The following is a 20243-nucleotide window of genomic DNA, read 5'->3' as shown; positions in this document are numbered from 1 at the left end:
AATCGTTACTAATATCAAGTAGCATAACCAGCTTTGTACCGTAATAAGAAATTAATATTTTTTCAAAAAAAAAATGAAATTTATTATTTGACCTTATTTATTCGGCGAAAATAGTGGAAGTCGCCATTTACTTTCAGGCCTTTCGTTGTGGTTTTATTTTCAGGGTTATATATCCAAATGTAGTTTTCGTTTGATTCTGCTTTATTGGCGATGTAAACCAAACCGTTTTCGACCAAAACATTATCAAGATACCAACCTCTATCGAGAGGTATATTGATTTTAGACAAAGATCTAGTATTTAAATCAACTTCGTAGTATGTATAAGCATACTCATCGTAATCGTCCCAGTTCTTTATTAATTGAGGAACATCACACTTTATAATAGCCTTACCGTGACCGATATACCAGATACCATACACATGCCCTTTGGTCTCAGCAGCACAAGTGTTAATGAAATATTCCGGATCGACAGAAGTTGATCCGTTTTTTATCCTCAGGATACCCGAAGGATACCCTTTATTCTGATCTTCGGATTCAAGAAGCCTGTCACTTCCTGACGATAAGAAATAAATATTGCCAGCTTCGTCATGCACCGATGATGGTTGATAGCGATTATCATTCAATGTCCTTCCGAATTGATCCATTGTTTCTACTCTATTAACGCGCATTCCGGGAAAATCCAGAATTGCAATATGCATCTTATTGGCAGTAGTAGTACTATCACTACTCTTGGGTTTCGAGTAAAATCCCATAAATAATTGCGAATCTCGCCTCTGTAAAAAACCGATTGTGCTCCAGCTGATAGTTTCGGGCTTCGGAATATCAATAACACCTTCCGATATCAACGACATGTTTCGGGTTTCGACCAAAGCATATGCCGGATGAATAAGGTCTTTGTTCAAGCCTATCATCAGAAGTGTATCATTGGAAATCCAGAGTATACTCTCAAGGCATTCTATCTTAGTTACAGGTAAAGAATCAGATGCCGAAAAAATATCATTCTGTATTTGATATTTTTTTATGAAATGGGTTCGTTCATTCAAATAGTAATATTTGTCATTCCGAACGGTTAATCCATAATGAATTTCTTTGGAAACTTTTGTCCCCTCTTTTAAAGGATCAATCTCTCCTTCCGAGAGACTATTTACTCTGACAATATATTCGTCATAAGGATCTCCACAACGAACATAAATATCAAATAGCGAAGATGAATCACTAATGTTTTTTTGTCCGTTACCACAGGAGTACAATAAACTCAAGAAAAGAATAGAACAATAGTATATTTTGTTGATCATACAGACAGTATCAAAAAAGAAAGCTGCAAGTTACAAATAAGAACCAAGAAAAATCTGAACTTAGAATAAAAACAGATGTGCATATTCTTTTAATCTGATGCGCAGATGAGCCAAAGCTTTAGTTATATGATATTCCACAGTTCTTTCGGTGACCTGTAGAGCCTGTGCTATTTCTTTATTCTTAAGTCCTTCGATCCTGCTCTGTAAGAATACATTCTTACAATGATCGGGCAGTAACGATATTGCGGAGTTGATTCTTTCTTGTAACTCTTTGTATTCGACAAGTTCCTGACTTGAAGTTGTTTGCTCTAAAGTTTGGTAATAGGAGAGTGTTTCCAGTTTGGTTTCATGTCCGACTTTGTTTCTGATATACTCAAAAACCTTAAATTTGGCTGCCTTTACAAGGTATCTTTCAAGAGAATCATTGATTATTAACTCTTCTTGTCTTTCCCACAAGGATATAAAAATATCCTGAACAAGGTCTTTTGCTATATCCGGATCTTCAATACTCTTATAACAAATAGAATATAGCTTTTTCCAATACAGATTATAGACAGCTTCGAACTCAACGAAACTATTATCCATCTTATTGACATTAAAAGCTAATGTTGTTTTGTCAGACATGGCGCAAATTTACGGATTGAACGAATACTCTTCAATCCCTATTACTTACTAAAATTATAGCTATTGATACCAACTTATAGTGATATTTTAATAAAAAACAAAGGCCTCAGTTTGTTTTTTTAGCCTATCATTTTGATAATATATATATCATAATGATAGGCTGAAAAAACAGGAACAAAACTATACAAAGCTAATTACTAACCACATACGCCCTGTTGTAATATTTTGGCATATAAATAGCACATAGATATTAAAAACAAATCTATATGTACAACTCAAAAAGAAGAATATGCTTACTCTAATATTAATAATAGCAGGTACGACCTGCTTCGGTTTATTTTATAAGTCAATAGACTTTTTTGAAAAAATATAAAATATAATAATTATGGCAATATTATTTATTGTAGCGATTGCTGTATTCAGTTATATCTGCTACGTTTTAGTACGTCCTGAGAAATTTTAACAAAGAATGGATTAATATAACTCGGGGAATCCCTTTTTATTAATCTGATCTTCAATAAAATTGGTAAAACAGTAAGAATATGAATACAGAAATTTTAGGTATTATAGCAATGTTTGCGTTGTCGGTAGCATTAGCTATTCCTTTTGGAGAATACATTGCAAAAGTTTATGCAGGAAGTAAAACCTTATTAGATCCTGTTTTTAATCCGATCGAGAGATTCTTTTACAAGGCAAGCGGCATTGACCCGAAAAAAGAGATGACTTGGAAACAACATCTTGTGGCACTCCTAACTATTAACTTTGTCTGGTTTTTACTGGGAATGTTAATCTTAATGATCCAAGGCAGCTTACCGCTAAACCCCGATAATAACCCAAGCATGTCTCCCCATCTGGCTTTTAATACAACCATATCTTTTGTGGTAAACTGTAATTTACAACATTACTCGGGAGAAACAGGTTTGAGTTATCTCGGTCAGATGTGGCTGATGTTTCTCCAATTTGTATCGGCTGGAACAGGTATGGCGGCGGCAGCTATTATCTTCAGGGCATTCAGCGATAAGACAACTACTCAATTGGGAAATTTTTATAATTTCTTTGTAAAATCCTGTACCCGCATTCTTTTACCGGTATCTTTTATCGTTGCCATTATATTATTGTTTCAAGGCACTCCGATGACTTTTGAAGGAAAAGACAGTATTACCACACTACAGGGAAATACCGTAGAAGTGTCCAGGGGTCCCGCAGCTGCATTTATAGCCATTAAACATGTGGGGACAAACGGGGGAGGCTTCTTCGGCACGAACTCTGCCCATCCGCTTGAAAATCCCAGTTACTTCACTAATATGGTGGAGATGATTGCTCAGATGATAATTCCTCTGGCAATGATATTTGCTTTCGGTTATTTTATTGGACGCAAAAAATTATCATGGATGATATTCGGTGTTATGACAGTCGGTTTTTTATTACTTACCATCCCGAATATCGGAATGGAAACGAATGGCAATCCGGCGATCTCGGCAATGGGTGTCGACAATTCGCTGGGGGCAATGGAGGGCAAAGAAATCCGCTTAGGAGCAGCGGCTTCCGGCTTCTGGAGTATTGTTACTACTGCAATTTCTACAGGATCGGTCAATGCCATGCATGACAGTACGATGCCCCTATCAGGAATGAACCAATTATTGGCTATGATGATAAACAGTTTTTACGGCGGTGCAGGTGTTGGCATTCTGAACTTCTTCATATTTATCATTCTCGCTGTATTTATCAGTGGATTGATGGTCGGACGCACACCCGAATTCTTAGGAAAAAAAGTAGAAGCGCGAGAAATGAAGATAGCAATGATTATTGCTCTGATACATCCTTTCTTTATCCTTATCGGCACGGGGTTAGCAACGGCATTTCCTCACTTTACAGCCGAAACACTCAATAACCCTGGTTTTCATGGATTCAGTGAGATACTTTACGAATATACCTCATCCTCAGCAAACAACGGAAGTGGATTCGAAGGCTTAGGAGATAACACACAGTGGTGGAATATCAGTACAGGAATAATTTTAATCCTGTCTCGATTCATTCCGATAATAGGCCCTGTAGCTATTGCCGGACTTTTGGCCGAGAAAAAATTTATACCAGAAAGTGAAGGTACACTAAAAACGGATACGCCGACATTCGGGCTGATGGTCTTTGCTGTAATCTTTATTGTTACAGCATTATCATTCTTTCCATCATTGGCTTTAGGCCCGATTGCGGAATATTTTTCTCTTTATTATTAATTGATCAAAGAAACTCAAAATATGAATAATAAATCGTTATTTCAAAAAGAGATGATTCAGGAGGCTCTGAAACAATCTTTTGTGAAACTGAATCCTAAAATAATGTTCCGCAATCCAATCATGTTTACTGTAGAAATCGGAACGCTTGTAATGCTAATTGTCAGCCTCTGGACACTTGCCGGAGCACACGGACAAGGTAGTTTCGGTTATAATTTCACTGTCTTCATCATTCTATTCATTACTCTGCTATTTGCCAATTTTGCTGAAGCAATAGCAGAAGCTCGCGGAAAAGCTCAAGCAGACAGTTTGCGCAAAACAAGAGAAGAAACCCCTGCAAAACTTCAAGACGGCAGGACTGTATCTTCTGCTTTATTAAAAAAAGGTGATGTGTTTATTTGCGAAGCCGGAGATATTATTCCTGCCGATGGTGAAATCATAGAAGGGTTAGCAACCATAGACGAGAGTGCCATTACCGGAGAATCGGCACCCGTTATCAGGGAAGCCGGAGGAGATAAAAGCTCGGTTACAGGAGGAACAAAAATTTTATCTGATAAAATAATTGTATCGGTTACCACTCAACCCGGTGAGAGTTTTTTGGATAAAATGATCGCTTTGGTAGAAGGTGCAAGCCGACAAAAAACGCCCAATGAAATCGCTTTAACGATCTTGCTTGCAGGATTCACACTTGTCTTTATTATAGTCTGCGTTACATTAAAACCTTTTGCCGACTATGCGAATGTATCTATTACAATTGCTGCATTTATTTCACTGTTTGTGTGCCTGATTCCTACCACTATCGGAGGATTGTTGTCTGCAATCGGTATTGCAGGTATGGATAGGGCATTGCGGGCAAATGTGATAACCAAGAGCGGTAAAGCTGTAGAAACTGCGGGTGACATTGATGTTTTGCTTTTAGATAAAACAGGTACCATTACAATCGGTAACCGTAAAGCAACTCACTTTTATCCTGCTGATGGAGTAAATAACGATGAGTTTGTCAGGGTTGCTGTTCTCAGCTCATTAGCAGATCAGACACCCGAAGGTAAATCAATTGTAGAATTGGCTCAGGTGAATCCATCAAATTATGATATGCCTGTATCCCGTTTTAAGTTTATTGAATTTACAGCCGAAACACGTTGTTCCGGTGTAGATGTCGGAGATATGCAAATCCGCAAAGGGGCTGCCGATGCTATTCGGGCATTAGCTGAAAAGAACGGTAATCTATATCCTCAAGATGTTGCTAATATGGTAAAAATAATTTCGGAGAACGGAGGTACCCCCTTGGTTGTATCTGTTAATAATAAAATTATCGGAACAATAGAATTACAGGATATTATTAAACCGGGTATACAGGAACGCTTTGAACGCTTGCGTAAGATGGGTATAAAAACAGTAATGGTTACCGGAGATAATCCTTTAACCGCTAAATATATTTCGGAAAAAGCCGGAGTTGATGACTTTATTGCCGAAGCGAAACCGGAAGACAAAATGAACTATATAAAAAAGGAACAAAATGAAGGACGGTTGGTTGCCATGATGGGTGACGGTACAAACGATGCTCCTGCTCTCGCTCAAGCCAATGTCGGGGTAGCGATGAATAGCGGAACACAGGCAGCCAAAGAAGCGGGAAATATGGTCGATCTGGATAACGACCCGACCAAACTGATTGAGGTGGTAGAAATCGGCAAGCAATTGTTAATGACAAGAGGTACACTTACCACATTTAGTATTGCTAACGATGTCGCTAAATATTTTGCTATCATTCCGGCTTTATTTATAACAGCTATTCCGGCTTTACAAAGACTCAATATAATGAGATTGAGCAGTCCCGAAAGTGCTATACTTTCAGCCATCATTTTCAATGCAATCATTATCCCTATCCTAATTCCTCTGGCTCTGAAAGGAGTTGCCTATAAACCGATTGGAGCATCCGCTCTGTTAAGACGTAATCTTCTTATCTACGGTTTAGGAGGGATACTCGTTCCATTTGCAGGAATTAAATTGATAGATATAATTGTATCATTATTCATCTGATAAAAATATTAAAAATGAAACAGCATATTATCCCTGCCATCAGACTAACAATTGTCACTATTATATTTTTTGCAGTTATCTATCCTATAGCAGTTTGGGGAATTGCTCAATTCTCTCCGAATCAAGGAAAAGGAGAGATCATAGAACACAACGGCAAAAAGAACTATTCGAATATTGGGCAATTATTTACAGACGATAAGTATTTCTGGTCAAGACCATCTGCTGTCGATTATAATGCAGCAGGATCAGCAGGAAGCAACAAAGGACCATCCAATGATGAATATCTCGCACAGGTTCAGGCACGTATCGATACTTTTCTTATACACAATCCGGAGGTGGATAAAGCTGAAATACCTGTCGATTTAGTGACTGCCAGCGGAAGTGGGCTCGATCCTGATTTTTCGGTACAGGCTGCTAAAGTGCAAGTAAAACGTATCGCAAAAATTCGCAAGATAGACGAAAATAAACTACTTGAACTAATTGAAAACCAAACAGAAAAGCCTTTACTTGGTTTATTCGGCCCTGAAAAGATCAACATATTAAAACTAAATATTGCTTTGGATAATTTAAAGAAATAAGACTTTAATGCATACCTTTATTATTTTTACCATCCTCCAAACCAGACCTGATAATTTCGAGCAATGAATGAGGACAGAAAAAGTGCTGAGTATTTTCTCAATTTGATCAAACAATCAAAAAGAGGGAAATTTAAACTGTATATCGGGATGATTGCCGGTGTTGGTAAAACCTACAGAATGCTTCAGGAAGCACACATCTTGCTGGAAGGAGGAGTAGACATCAAAATCGGCTATATAGAAACTCATAACAGACGAGAAACAGTGGCTCTTCTGAAAGACATACCTGTAATTCAGAGAAGGAAAATCTTTTACAAGGGCAAAGAACTGGACGAGCTGGATGTGCAGGCTGTTATAAACCTGCACCCCGAAGCTGTAATTATTGACGAGCTGGCACACTCCAACATAGAAGGCAGTAAAAACGAGAAACGCTGGCAGGACGTTATCGAGATACTCGAAGCGGGTATTAATGTAATCAGTGCGGTAAACGTTCAGCATATAGAAGGTCTGAATGAAGAAGTGAAGAAGATCACAGGGATAGAAGTTGCAGAACGGATTCCTGACCGTGTGGTAGCTATGGCTGATGAAGTCGTGAACATCGATTTGTCTGCCGATGATTTGGTAAATCGACTTAAAGATGGTAAAATATATCCGTCTGATAAGATACAAGCAGCACTGGCTAACTTCTTCAAAACGGAACACATACTCCGCTTGAGGGAATTAGCTTTAAAAGAAGTAGCTAGTCATGTATTGAAAAAAGCGGAAAGAGAAACTTTGACCTCCCAACCCGGACTACATAAAAACTTTATGGCTTGCATAGGTAGTAATGGAAAGAAAGCCAATAATATTATCCGCAAAACAGCACGCCTGGCCAGCTACTATACCGGCGAATGGTATGTTTTGTACGTCCAGACACCGAAAGAAGAAGCCGATAAGATAGCCTTAAACAGCCAACGGAAATTAATAAACAGTTTCAAGATGGCTGTTGAATTAGGAGGACAAGTAATACAATTAAAACATAAAAATATACCGGAAGCCATTATCGAACAAGCTATAAAAAAAGACGTATCCACCGTCTGCATCGGAATGCCGTACATCAGCCGGTGGCGAATGCTGCTCTATATGGCGACATATAAAAAGATATTAAGGGAATTAAAAAAAGAAGGTATAGACCTAATCATTTTATCATGAAAATAAAAACCAAGTTAACATTCGGAGTTGGACTGCTTTTCTGTCTGATCATGTTATTGTCAGGTGTTAGTATCTGGTATATAAATGATCTGAGAAAAGATACAGGCAACATACTCATGGCGAATTACAATACGCTCGAATACTCACGCAATATGCTTCTGGCCTTAGATGAAATGAATACCGATCAGAGGGCTGTTTCTACTTTTGAAACAAATCTAAAGAAGCAACTCAAAAACGAAACAGAAATAGGAGAATCAGACATAACATTTCAGATATCCAACCTATTCTCTGACCTGAAAATTAATACAGAAAATGACAGCCTCAAAATTATAATACGAAAAGATATTGCTGCTCTGATGAAACTCAATATGAATGCGATTGTACAGAAAAGCCATATCGCAAATAATACTGCAGAAAATGCTATTATCTGGATTATTATTACCGGAGGCTTATGTTTCCTTATAGCATTTGCTTTGCTTGTGAAGCTACCCGGAAACGTAGCCAATCCTATTCTTGCATTAACCGAGAGTATAAAAGAAATAGCAAATCAGAATTACCGCCAACGCCTGAACTACGAAAGCCATAACGAGTACGGAGATTTAGCCAGATCTTTCAATATAATGGCCGAGAAGCTGGAAGAATATTCAAATAGCAGACTCGAAAAAATACTCAAAGAGAAGAAGCGGGTAGAAACACTCATCAATAATATGCACGATCCGGTGATCGGGCTCGATGAACATAAAGTAATTCTTTTTATTAATGACGAAGCATTGAAAACAACAGGTTTATCCCGCAATGAAATACTAAATAAACCTGTTCAGGATATTGCTGTGACAAATGATCTGATCCGTACACTTATTGTAGATCTGATTAATCCTTCGGCAAAAAAAGATGAAGCACCGTTGAAGATTTTTTCTGATGAGAAAGAGTCTTTTTTTGAGAAAGAAATCATCCATATAGAAATCAATAAAACAGGAGAGAATGAAACTGAACTGATTGGTTATGTAATACTGTTAAAGAACATCACCATCTTTAAGGAATTAGATTCAGCTAAGACAAACTTTATCGCAACTATATCACACGAGTTAAAGACTCCGATATCTTCGATAAAAATGAGTACACAACTGCTAGAGCACAATGAGACCGGAATCTTGAACAATGAGCAAAAACAACTTATAGAGGGTATAAAGGAAGACAGTACCCGCCTCCTGCAAATCACCGGAGAATTATTAAATATGTCTCAGGTAGAGACCGGAAATATTCAATTGAATATACAATCGACAGATCCGGAACTCATTGTCAGATATGCTATTGATACAACAAAGTTACAAGCAGAACAAAAGAAGATTAAACTTCAGATTGATGTCGAAACTGATATCCCTGATATTATTGCTGATGCCGAAAAAACAGCATGGGTGCTTATCAATTTCCTGACTAATGCCATCCGTTATTCGATGGAAGACAGCGAAATTGTAGTTTCTTTGAAAAAAGATGGCAAAGGAGCTTTGTTTTCGGTAAAAGACTTTGGTAAAGGAATAGATTCGAGATACAGAAAAAAAATATTCGATCGTTATTTCCAAATTCCCGGAAGTTCAAAATCGGGTTCAGGGCTGGGCTTAGCTATCAGTAAAGAGTTTATCGAAACACAAGGAGGAACGATAGGAGTAGAGAGTTCTCCGGGTATGGGCAGTACATTCTTTTTTATAATACCGTACAGTAAGAGCTAAAATCTCAGAATTTAAAGAAACATCTACAATGAAAAAGATATTATTGATAGACGATGAAGAAAAACTTCGTAAACTGATGGCTCGCATAATCGAGTTGGAAAAGATAGAAGTATATCAGGCTGAAGATGCGTCAGCAGGCTTGAAATTGTTGGAGAAACATGATTTTGATGTTATTATTTGTGATGTCAAGCTTCCTGATGCCAACGGTGTAGAATTGATACCCCGAATAAAAAGGATACAACCTCTGACCGAAATAATACTGTTGACGGCATACGGAAATATACCGGATGGTGTTCAGGCTATCAAAAACGGAGCTTTTGACTATATTACAAAAGGAGATGACAACAACCGAATAATACCGTTGATATACAGAGCTTTGGAAAAGGCTGAACTATCTAAACGAGTAAACCGGCTTGAAGAAAAAATAGAGCAGAAATATTCTTTTGACAATATTATAGGAAAATCCGCACCTATTCTATCGGCTATAGAAATGGGTCGAAAAGTGGCACAAACAGATGCGACTGTATTACTAACCGGAGAAACAGGAACAGGTAAAGAAGTATTTGCCCAATCGATACATTACGGCAGCCTTCGAAAGAATAAACCCTTTGTTGCAATCAATTGCTCTGCCTTCAGCAGAGAACTATTAGAAAGCGAACTATTCGGACACAGAGCAGGATCATTTACAGGGGCATTGAAAGATAAGAAAGGCCTTTTTGAAGAAGCTCATGAAGGCACTATCTTTCTGGATGAAATAGGAGAAATGCCGATTGATTTACAGGCTAAAATATTAAGGGTGCTCGAAACAAAAGAGTTTCTGAAAATAGGAGAAACCAAATCTCAAAAGATTGATGTAAGGATTATTGCCGCGACAAATCGCACGTTAGAGAAAGAAATTGAAATAGAACATTTCAGACGGGATTTGTTTTATCGTTTATCGGTATTTCAAATCCATTTACCACCTCTAAGAGAACGTGTCTCTGATATAAAATTGTTTGTCAATGAGTTTGTACATTTGTTTGCTGCTAAATCAAACAAAAGAATCGAGACCATCTCTGCGGACTACTTAAAACTATTGGAACAGAACGTATGGAAAGGAAATATAAGAGAATTAAGAAATGTGATAGAACGCAGTGTAATCCTGACGGATGATGATACTTTAAAAATCGACACGCTCCCACTCGATATACAATATCCCGATACCAGTTCTTCTGATTTTATAATAACCATGGCATTATCGGATATAGAAAAACTGCATATCAGAAAAATCATGGATTACACAAAGGGTAATAAAGCCGAAGCTGCAAGAATTCTCAAAATCGGGATAGCAACTTTGTACCGAAAAATAGAGGAATATAAACTGTAAGAAAATAAGGATATATGAACCTTCTATCTGGTCAATTATCCTTTTTTATGACATTCCGTGCCACTTCTATCTTATATTTCTTACCCTTCATCTTTTCATCTCTTATATTGGATAAAAGAGTTTTTACTGCAGATGAACGAACAGCGGCAAAAGAGATAAAATCTTTTACTTCGATCAGACCCAAGTCGGATTTATCGAGTTTGCCTTTCTGCAAAAAGAAACCGACAATATCGCTTTTATTCAGTTTATTCTTTTTACCACCACTCACATAAATTGTCTGATATTCGGGACGGTTAGGTAATGATTTTCCTTTGCTGATTTGTAAAACATCTAAATCGTCCGAAATATAGTCAGGCATCTTATCTTCTTTGAATTGTATAATATATGCGGTTCCCGAAGCATGCATACGAGCCGTACGCCCGTTACGATGGACAAATTCACTCTCCTTAGACGGCAGATGATAATGTATTACATGATTCATTTCGGGGATATCCAGCCCCCTGGCTGCCAAATCGGTTGTAACCAGATAGTTTAAGCTTCCGTTTCGAAACTGAACCAGAATTCTTTCCCTGTCATCCTGATCCATCCCACCATGATAATATCCGGTTTGTATCCCTTTCGGAATCAATAAGTCGCTGATACGTTCGGTTACTTCCCTGTGGTTACAGAAAATAAGAGCAGGCTCCGAATCAAGAGAACAGATAAGATTAAACAAGGTATCTATTTTATCTTTTTCGGGAGACAAAACAAGCTTTACAGAAAGAGATTCGTTTTTTTCTTCTTCAATATAATCCAGAATTACAGGAGCTTCCATCTTCACAAAGCTCGGAATTTCGACATCGGATGTAGCCGACAGCAGTACTCTTTTCTGTAAATGAGGAAGCCGACCGATAATTGTTTCCATTTCATCCTGAAAGCCTAATTGCAGAGATTTGTCGAATTCGTCCAACACCAAAGTCTGAATAAAATCCGTATCAAAAGATTTTCTATCCAGATGGTCAATCAATCGCCCCGGGGTCCCGATAAGCAAAGCAGGTGGATTACTTAAGTTTTTCAGCTCGGTATCAATAGAGTGTCCCCCATAGCAAACATTGACCTTGAATTTAGTTCCCATCTTCTTCCAGACCTGTTCAATCTGAAGAGCCAATTCCCTCGAAGGAACAACTATCAGACACTGTACTTTTGTTATACATTCATCTAACAGATGAAGAACTGGTAAGAGAAAAGCCAGAGTTTTCCCTGAACCGGTAGGAGATAATAATAATATATTGGGATTCTTAACTATCGTATCCAGAGCTGCAATCTGCATCTCGTTCAGGCTATCAATAGCTAGATTGGATAATATGCTTTTGTTCTGATCTTCTGATTTCATAGAACAAAGGTAAGATATTATCTTATAGTCCCCTACTCGTTTTTTTCTGTACTGTCTTTATTTAGCTGATTGTTGCGAAATAAGCATTATAATTCGCCCAAAGAAAGCCGAAACCCAAATTGAAGCCTGAAATTGAGCGGTTTTTCTTTATAAATCGTTTCAAACTCACTTTTATCTTTAAAATAATAGCTAATTCCCGGTTCTGTATATATTCCAATCTTTTGAGATAAATTATATTGTATACCCACTGCGCCATTGAGAGACCACTGCAAATCATCTATTGATATATTTTTCTCTTTACTTGACTCAACCCTATTATCCAGAATATAATCAGTTTTTAATTTCCCCGAGACATTCTTCTCTACAAGTCCGCCTCCGGATGTATAAACGGAGATTTTTTTATTTTTCCAGACATTATAATTCACATTTAAAGGAATACCGACATAATGAAACGTCTGCTTACTGTAATAATAGTAACTGCTGCTACCCGACCTTAAATCTGACGAGAGCATCGTATAAGTCACTCCGCTTGTAAGGCTCCATTTTTGATTCAAATGATAGCTTACAGACACGCCGAATGTAACTGGCTGCTTATGTTTAACATCGGTATAAACGTCCTGTGACTTATTATTAACAAAAATATCGCCTAATACATCTTGCCCGACAGAGGGAGGTTCCTCATTATCAGGACAAATCTCAGTTGAAACTAAATTACCATATCCACTGTATTTATTTGCCGATCCCGAAGATAAATTAGACGCGTAAAGGCTTGTTTCCCATTTTGATGGTGCAGTTTCATTAGCTCCCTTATCCGCATTTAAAGCAAAATCAGATTTATTATCCGGGAATATCTTTGAATGATTCTCCCCTGATTTTTTAGATTCCTTTTTAATCGGAACTTCTTTTTCGGACTCGTTTACCTTCGGGGAGTCTTCCTTTATCCCGGTATCTCCGCCTGAGAGAGATTCCGTCACTTCATTAGATTCCTTCCGCTCGACATTTTTATATGGCTTATTAATACTTTCAACAAGGGCTTCTGTTTCTTTGTGAAATTGGTCCTCTTCAACGACCGTATCGGAAGGTAATTGCTGATGTTTCTGCACAAATTCCGGTGAGGGTTTCGGTATTTCCACCGTAATTTTGTCGAAAATAAAATATCCTGTCAGACAAAATAAAACAACAGCGGCCACAGCCCCCATGCGTCTAGCCCATAAAAACAGAGATCTTCTCTTCTGTAAAACATCTAAAGCAGGCTTACTGATCATTGCCTGCTCAATGTCTTTCCATAATCCGTCGGGAGCAGGTTCCTCATGAGCCTCCATCCGTTTGCGCAGATTATCTGACCAGTGATTATTCATAACTCCATTTTTTTAATTTTCCTGTACTTTTCGATTTCCTTTGCCAACGTAATCTTGGCTCTATGTAATTGTGATGCCGATGAATTCTCAGCAATATTTAGTATAGCTGCTATTTCTTTATGACTTTTCCTTTCAAAGATATAAAGGTTAAAAACAGTCCGATATCCCGCCGGAAGCGATCTAATCATGTTCATTATCGCCGATGTCGGGATGTTATCAAAATCGGGCTCGTCTTCTTCTACAATCTCGGGAAGTTCCTCTGTAGGGATGATTATATCCCATTTTTCATTTTCTCTGAGGTACTTTAATGATTCATTTATGATAATACGGCTCATCCAAGCTTTCAGAGAACCATTACCTCTGTACTCAAATTTACCGATAGAACTGAATATTTTAATAAAACTTTCCTGTAAAACATCTCTTACATCGTCTCTATTAGTGATATATCTGGAACAGACAGCCGTAAGGTATCCCGAATAATTGTTATATAATTCTTTCATAGCGATTATATCGCCACGAAGAATTTGTTGCAGTAGGTCTTGTTCTTTATCTTCTCCCTGTATCATTTATAAAACAGATACAATTCCTTTGTTTAAGTAAGTTGCCTCAGATTAAGAATCCGGAAGTTACACCTTCTCTTGAAAAGGCATAACCCGGAACTCTTTCTTCTGATCTAAATCCGATTGATTACCGACCGGATTTAGGGCTGCTAAAAATCTGCCGCCTTATTGTTTTTTTGATAATGGTGCTTCATATTTGATAGCATCGAGTGGAGTCAGATTAGTGCCATCAACAGATATTTTTTCTGCTGTAAACTCTAACTTTAATGTTTTATCCTTTCCGGCAGTAGTATAAACTCCTTTTTGTTTAGCAGTGAAAGTTACTACAACTTTTTTCTTGGCACCATCAACCGGCAATTGAATTTCTAATGCTTTAGGAGCAAAAGTCAATTCTACAGCAGTCTTCACACTTGTAAGCGCAGCAGTATAGTTAAGTTCATATTTAACTTTTCCCAATTCTTTCAAAGCAGCTTCTGCTTTTGTGGCATCCTTTATTACAGAAGTTACAATTTCCTTTACAGGTAATTCTGTAAATGTAATAATATCCTTGGTTGCGGAGAAAGATGCAGTCACTTCATTAGAAGTCTTACCTTGTGTTGTTAGCAGTTTTCCTGAGTAGTTTCCAATAACATCTTCAACCTTTACCTGAGGCAGGGGAGTATTATTATCATCGTCATCATCACATGATACAAAAGTAATTGCAAGACAGCTAAAAAGAAGTAATAACCCTGATATTTTCTTTAGATTTTTCATTTTTTTGTTTTTCAATTATTAAACATGAATTTTGTGAGTACTCATATAGTAAATCCCAAAATCAGGAAATCTTGCATGGAGAAGTGAAAAAAATTTCAATCTTTTTATCGGACAACTTGGTTATTGACATAAACACTAAAACCAAACAAAAGAGCTCAGAAAAATTTCATCACAATACGGGAGCATTATTCATTATTTATACGTAAGTTTGCTGTATCTCTGTTAGGGGTGTTCTTATAGATAGCAGATTCTTCTGCGGGTCATAAGAGCTGAGATTAGACCCTTGAACCTGATATGTTGTAATGGACATCGTAGGGAAACGGAATCAAGGAAGACTATATCAGTGTAACATATAGGATTATTATTAAGCCGTTTCGTATATACGAAACGGCTTTTTTTATTATAAAAACAAACCGGAATGATAAATATCGAACACCTTATCCGAGATCTTAATCTCATCAGAAAACAATCGCCGCTCATACATAATATAACCAATTATGTGGTGATGAATAATACAGCCAATGCTTTACTTGCAATAGGGGCATCTCCCGTAATGGCTCACTCTGTTGACGAAGTCGAAGAAATGGCAGGCATAGCCTCTTCTTTGGTAATAAATATCGGAACACTGGAGGCTGCATGGGTAGAAGCTATGCTAATAGCAGGAAAAACAGCCTTAGAAAAATCTACGCCCGTTGTTTTTGATCCGGTCGGAGCCGGAGCTACAACCTATCGGTCGAAGGTATGCAAGCAGTTGATCGAAGAATGCAAACCATCTATTATACGGGGCAATGCTTCCGAGATTATCGCATTACTCGATACACAGGCACAGACCAAAGGCGTTGACAGCACAAATACCTCCGATTCGGCTCTCAATTCGGCTAAGGCATTAGCTCTGCAAACAAATGCGGTAGTAGTGATAAGTGGCGAAACGGATTACATTACCAACGGAGCAACTGTAGAAACAGTAAAGAATGGCAACCCGATGATGGCTAAAGTTACAGGGATGGGATGTACAGCTACCGCTATTGTCGGAGCATTTTCGGCAGTAAATAAGAACCTGCTCGAAGCGGCTGCGCATGGCATGGCCGTAATGGGTATAACAGGTGAGATTGCAGCCTCAATATCAAGAGGCAACGGAAGTTTACAAATAAACTTTCTGGATACATTATTTAATCTTGATGAAGAAGCCATAAGAAAGAATATAAAACCATGAAAGACTTAGACTTGAGCCTGTATCTTGTAACCGACCGATCACTATCATTAAACAGACCTCTCGAATATATAGTAGAAGAAGCCGTAAAAGGCGGAGTTACAATGGTACAACTCCGTGAAAAAACCTGTTCATCCAAAGAATTTTACGAATTGGCTATCAGATTGAAAAACTGCCTGAAACCTTTTAATATTCCGCTTATTATAAACGACAGGCTGGATATTGCACTTGCATGCGATGCCGAAGGCTTACATATCGGACAGGGAGATATCCCCTATGATATTGCAAGAAAACTGCTGGGAAAAGATAAGATTATCGGTTTATCCGTAGAAAATATACAGGATGCAATAGATGCCAATAAGCTGGATGTGGACTATATCGGAATATCGCCGGTCTTTAGCACTCCTACAAAAACAGACACGGCTCAGGCTATAGGTTTAGAGGGTGTCCGTGAGATAACACAAATATCGAAACATCCGAGTGTAGGTATCGGAGGTATTAATCGAGCAAATGCCCATGATATTATAAAATGCGGTGTTGATGGAATTTCTGTGGTATCGGCTATTATGTCTGCCGATGATCCACGATCAGCAGCATATGAATTATCGGAACTGATCGAGTGCAGAGGATAATTTTTATCTATAAAGAAATAATGTACAAATATGATAATGTGATGATAAAAGAAAGGGAAACCTGCAAAAAAGAACATAAAGGATGTAACTTTTGTAACCTTTTCTAAATTGAAAATCAATGAGGAATAATTGATAACTGTTGACTGTTCATTGATTTTATAACCTTTGTTACCTTTTGCATATACAACATTAATAAATAAGATATTACAAAAACGACTTAAATAAATACAATCATATGAAGTGGAGCGAACAAGCATGGATTTCGGCAACACCGGTTTATAATCGGATTTTAGAACTTCCGTTTATACAGGAATTAATGACCGGAACATTATCTCGCGATAAATTTATATTCTACATAAGACAGGATGCTGTATATCTGTCTGAGTATGGAAAAGTATTAACAGGAATAGCATCGAAACTGAATAATGCTAAACATATTTCGGCATTTATCAAATTTGCAGGAGACAGCATCAGTGTGGAACAGGCTCTGCATGAATCTTTTATCCATGAATTAAAAACCGTGAAAACCGAAGCGTCTCCCAGCTGCCTGTTATATACCTCATATCTGCATAAGCAATTAGCACATGCACCTCTTGAAGTTGCACTGGCTGCCGTTTTACCTTGTTTCTGGATTTATAAGAAGGTAGGGGATTATATTCTCGAAAACCAGATAAAAGGGGACAATCCATATCAAAGCTGGATAGATACATATGGCGGTGACGATTTTGAAAGATCGGTATCCGAGGCTATATCTATCTGTGATGAAATTGCAGGACAATGTACCAAAGCCGGGCAAGAAGCAATGACCCGAGCGTTTGTCATATGTTCTAAATTTGAGTGGATGTTTTGGGAAAGTGCATACAGGGAAGAACAATGGAAAATATAAACACCGTAGTAAAATGAAGAAACAATATAAAAGAGCATTATCTATCGCAGGCAGTGATCCGAGTGGAGGAGCCGGTATTCAAGCCGACCTGAAAACATTCTCGGCATGTGGATGTTACGGAGCAACGGTCATAGTGGCGGTTGTGGACGAAAATACTGTTGGTGTAACAGGTGTGCATCCTATTCCTGTTCCATTTGTAGCCGGACAGATTAAATCGGTATTGGACGATATAGGTGCTGATGCCATAAAGATAGGCATGTTGCATTCGTCTGAACTTATCCGTTCAGTAAAAGAAACATTACTTAAATACGATATCAAAAATATTGTATTAGATCCGGTGATGGTTGCCACATCGGGCGATAAACTCTTACAGGACGAAGCTATTAGTACACTGAAAACCGAATTGATACCTTATGCCAGAATTATAACACCCAATATACCCGAAGCCGAAATATTACTGGGCAAGAAAATTCAAAGTCAGGAAGATTTGCTTTTAGTCGTTAAGGATCTTTCTTTCGGACGATCGGTATCGGTACTTCTCAAAGCTGGACATCTGACCGAGGACGAATTGATTGATGTTTTTTACAATGCCGAAACTGACGAGATCATAAAACTTCGTTCGAAACGGATCTCCACCCGAAATACACACGGTACAGGGTGTACTTTTTCGTCTGCCATAGCAGCTTTTTTGGCTCATGGCATACCCCTGAATGATGCCGTAAGAAAAGCTAAAGAATATATGAATAAAGCCATCCTAGCCGGATCGGAATACGAGATAGGTAAAGGTCACGGTCCGGTTCATCATTTTTTCGATTTTTGGACTTAAAGTCTCTGACAATTTATTGGGCAAATAAATCAGATCTTAGAACATCCATTATATTTGCCGGAGCACGGTTATTACTCAATTCATCTTTCATATAATCCATATATGGTGCTACATGAGAGAAAAATTGATAATATCCCTCACACAGATAGTTCAAACCATGTTCTCCGGTATTGGTTTTACAGAATCTATTCTTGGGGCATTCGCCGTAGCATGCAAACAGATATTGGCATTGCCTGCACTGCAGTGGAAGAGTATGGAATTTATTGTGTCCAAACTTTTGTTGTTTCTCACTGTAAAGCATTTCAATTAATGTGTTGGAATGAATGTTTCCCAGCTTATATTCAGGAAACACAAAATGGTCACACGAATAGACATCTCCGTTAAATTCCATAACGCCTGCATGTCCACAGGTCTTATCTAAAGTACAAACTCCGGGCTGTACGCCCATCCAGTTGGCAAGAGTAGCATCAAACAGCTGGATATAATATGTGCCGACATCTGTCTTCACCCACTCATCAAAGAGTGAACATAGAAAGTTACCCCATTGTTTGGGTGTTACGGAAAAGTCGGCAACCTCCATCGTACTATCGGTCAGTGATGCCAGATGACGTCCATCATCATGATTGCAGATACGTTCAACAATCGGTGTAAACTGCATGTAATGGCAGCCTATCTCTTTGAAGAATCGATAGAAGTCCAACGGATGGTCAGCATTGAGATTATTGATTACGGCCAGAGCATTCCAATCCACCTTATGCTTATTGAGTAACTCAATACCTCTCATTACATTGGCAAAAGACGGGAGTCCTTGCTTATTGCGGCGATATTGGTCATGAAATACTTCCGGGCCATCAATAGAAACACCTACCAGCCAGTTGTTTTCTTTAAAGAACCGACACCACTCATCGGTCAGCAAAGTTCCGTTGGTTTGTATACAGTTATCAATTATACGGCCTTTCGAGTATTTCTTCTGCAGCTCCATCGCTTTTTTGTAGAAAGAAATAGGGCGCATCAATGTTTCTCCTCCATGCCACGTGAAAAGTATCTGAGACATGGTTTGAGAATTGATATACTCTTCGATAAACTTGTCCAACAGGCTTTCGCTCATTATTTGCTTTGAATTGTCTTTATATAGCTTAGATTTTTCCAAGTAATAACAATAGTCACAAGCCAAATTGCATGCAGCTCCAATCGGCTTAAGCATTATGTAAAGAGGATGAGAAAATGGTGAAGCAACTCTCATGTTTTAAATATTAGTTTAAGGTCTCAGACCCACTTATTAACTTTGCAAGCTTAATATGCTCAAAGTTAACTTAAAAATTTACTTCAAGGTCTCATCCCTTTTTGTTATTTTGGTAAGTATAGAAGCCATAGTCTGTTATAAACTTTAAATACATATTAAATACGAGTTATTACTTTATTTAACGAAAACAGACGCATTTATCCAGCATAAACTGTGTGAATATTTATCTATACAGAAAGTAATAGATTCATAAAAATTAAAATGGAACAAATCTCCGAAACAACAACAAATAAGTGTAAATTTGTATACTTAAGATTTTGATTTCAAATCTCTTTTTGTGTCATAAAAAAACGACTA

Annotated in this window: 18 protein-coding genes; 11 read left to right on the top strand and 7 right to left on the bottom strand. The window is 37.9% G+C overall.

All coding sequences use genetic code 11. The features are described 5' to 3' along the window. Positions 1-83 precede the first annotated feature (83 nt). Both AABJ51_RS14800 and AABJ51_RS14795 read right to left on the bottom strand, forming a co-directional pair. Positions 84-1295 (bottom strand): DUF4374 domain-containing protein, encoded by a 1212-nt coding sequence (locus tag AABJ51_RS14800; RefSeq protein WP_338373195.1) that lies wholly within the window; start codon positions 1293-1295, stop codon positions 84-86. A gap of 60 nt (positions 1296-1355) precedes the next feature. Next, positions 1356-1919, bottom strand: coding sequence for an RNA polymerase sigma-70 factor (locus AABJ51_RS14795; RefSeq protein WP_338373194.1), 564 nt, complete (start codon positions 1917-1919; stop codon positions 1356-1358). 385 nt (positions 1920-2304) lie between these two features. On the opposite strand from AABJ51_RS14795, the gene AABJ51_RS19415 reads away from it, so the two are divergent. The 7 genes from AABJ51_RS19415 to AABJ51_RS14765 all read left to right on the top strand — a co-directional run bounded on the left by AABJ51_RS19415 (position 2305) and on the right by AABJ51_RS14765 (position 11046). Beyond that, on the top strand, positions 2305-2382 hold the full coding sequence (locus AABJ51_RS19415; protein WP_353123929.1) for a potassium-transporting ATPase subunit F: 78 nt from the start codon (positions 2305-2307) through the stop codon (positions 2380-2382). A gap of 79 nt (positions 2383-2461) precedes the next feature. After that, complete coding sequence (kdpA, locus tag AABJ51_RS14790; protein WP_338373193.1) at positions 2462-4153, top strand: potassium-transporting ATPase subunit KdpA; 1692 nt, start codon at positions 2462-2464, stop codon at positions 4151-4153. A gap of 21 nt (positions 4154-4174) precedes the next feature. Then, positions 4175-6187, top strand: a complete 2013-nt coding sequence (gene kdpB / locus AABJ51_RS14785; RefSeq protein ID WP_338373192.1) for a potassium-transporting ATPase subunit KdpB — start codon at positions 4175-4177, stop codon at positions 6185-6187. A 14-nt stretch (positions 6188-6201) separates the two neighbouring features. Then, positions 6202-6765, top strand: a complete 564-nt coding sequence (locus AABJ51_RS14780; RefSeq protein ID WP_338373191.1) for a K(+)-transporting ATPase subunit C — start codon at positions 6202-6204, stop codon at positions 6763-6765. A 63-nt stretch (positions 6766-6828) separates the two neighbouring features. Next, complete coding sequence (locus AABJ51_RS14775) at positions 6829-7953, top strand: sensor protein KdpD (protein WP_338373190.1); 1125 nt, start codon at positions 6829-6831, stop codon at positions 7951-7953. Beyond that, positions 7950-9680 carry an ATP-binding protein gene (locus AABJ51_RS14770; RefSeq protein WP_321577297.1) on the top strand — a complete coding sequence of 577 codons (1731 nt, stop codon included), beginning with the start codon at positions 7950-7952 and terminating at the stop codon, positions 9678-9680. The genes AABJ51_RS14775 and AABJ51_RS14770 overlap by 4 nt, the downstream gene beginning before the upstream one ends. Before the next feature lie 28 nt (positions 9681-9708). Continuing rightward, positions 9709-11046: a sigma-54-dependent transcriptional regulator gene (locus AABJ51_RS14765; protein ID WP_338373188.1), complete on the top strand. Its 1338-nt coding sequence runs from the start codon at positions 9709-9711 to the stop codon at positions 11044-11046. Between the two features lie 31 nt (positions 11047-11077). On the opposite strand, the gene AABJ51_RS14760 is transcribed toward AABJ51_RS14765, so the two are convergent. The 4 genes from AABJ51_RS14760 to AABJ51_RS14745 form a co-directional block, all read right to left on the bottom strand. Continuing rightward, complete coding sequence (locus tag AABJ51_RS14760; RefSeq protein ID WP_338373187.1) at positions 11078-12418, bottom strand: DEAD/DEAH box helicase; 1341 nt, start codon at positions 12416-12418, stop codon at positions 11078-11080. An 86-nt stretch (positions 12419-12504) separates the two neighbouring features. Then, positions 12505-13776 carry an outer membrane beta-barrel protein gene (locus tag AABJ51_RS14755; protein WP_338373186.1) on the bottom strand — a complete coding sequence of 424 codons (1272 nt, stop codon included), beginning with the start codon at positions 13774-13776 and terminating at the stop codon, positions 12505-12507. Beyond that, on the bottom strand, positions 13773-14342 hold the full coding sequence (locus tag AABJ51_RS14750; protein WP_338373185.1) for an RNA polymerase sigma factor: 570 nt from the start codon (positions 14340-14342) through the stop codon (positions 13773-13775). The genes AABJ51_RS14755 and AABJ51_RS14750 overlap by 4 nt, the downstream gene beginning before the upstream one ends. A 159-nt stretch (positions 14343-14501) precedes the next feature. Further along, complete coding sequence (locus AABJ51_RS14745) at positions 14502-15089, bottom strand: DUF4840 domain-containing protein (protein ID WP_338373184.1); 588 nt, start codon at positions 15087-15089, stop codon at positions 14502-14504. Positions 15090-15507: 418 nt separating this feature from the next. On the opposite strand from AABJ51_RS14745, the gene thiM reads away from it, so the two are divergent. From thiM to thiD, 4 genes are all read left to right on the top strand, one after another. Next, the gene (gene thiM, locus AABJ51_RS14740; protein ID WP_288210039.1) at positions 15508-16302 is read left to right on the top strand and encodes a hydroxyethylthiazole kinase; all 795 of its coding nucleotides are present in this window, start codon (positions 15508-15510) and stop codon (positions 16300-16302) included. Then, complete coding sequence (thiE, locus tag AABJ51_RS14735; protein ID WP_288210038.1) at positions 16299-16931, top strand: thiamine phosphate synthase; 633 nt, start codon at positions 16299-16301, stop codon at positions 16929-16931. Before thiM ends, thiE begins: the two co-directional genes overlap by 4 nt. A gap of 235 nt (positions 16932-17166) precedes the next feature. Next, a complete protein-coding gene (tenA, locus tag AABJ51_RS14730; RefSeq protein ID WP_338373183.1) occupies positions 17167-17817 on the top strand; it encodes a thiaminase II in 651 nt (216 codons plus the stop codon). A 13-nt stretch (positions 17818-17830) separates the two neighbouring features. Beyond that, positions 17831-18643 (top strand): bifunctional hydroxymethylpyrimidine kinase/phosphomethylpyrimidine kinase, encoded by an 813-nt coding sequence (thiD, locus tag AABJ51_RS14725; protein ID WP_288210037.1) that lies wholly within the window; start codon positions 17831-17833, stop codon positions 18641-18643. A gap of 13 nt (positions 18644-18656) precedes the next feature. On the opposite strand, the gene AABJ51_RS14720 is transcribed toward thiD, so the two are convergent. Beyond that, positions 18657-19886 (bottom strand): anaerobic sulfatase-maturation protein, encoded by a 1230-nt coding sequence (locus AABJ51_RS14720; RefSeq protein WP_288210036.1) that lies wholly within the window; start codon positions 19884-19886, stop codon positions 18657-18659. Between the last annotated feature and the right edge of the window lie 357 nt (positions 19887-20243).

The sequence above is a fragment of the Indolivaga capnocytophagoides genome (assembly GCF_036511535.1).
GTDB lineage: Bacteria > Bacteroidota > Bacteroidia > Bacteroidales > Dysgonomonadaceae > Dysgonomonas_A > Dysgonomonas_A capnocytophagoides.
Note: the sequence above shows the minus strand (reverse complement) of the source record. Positions and strands in the feature narration are given on the sequence as shown.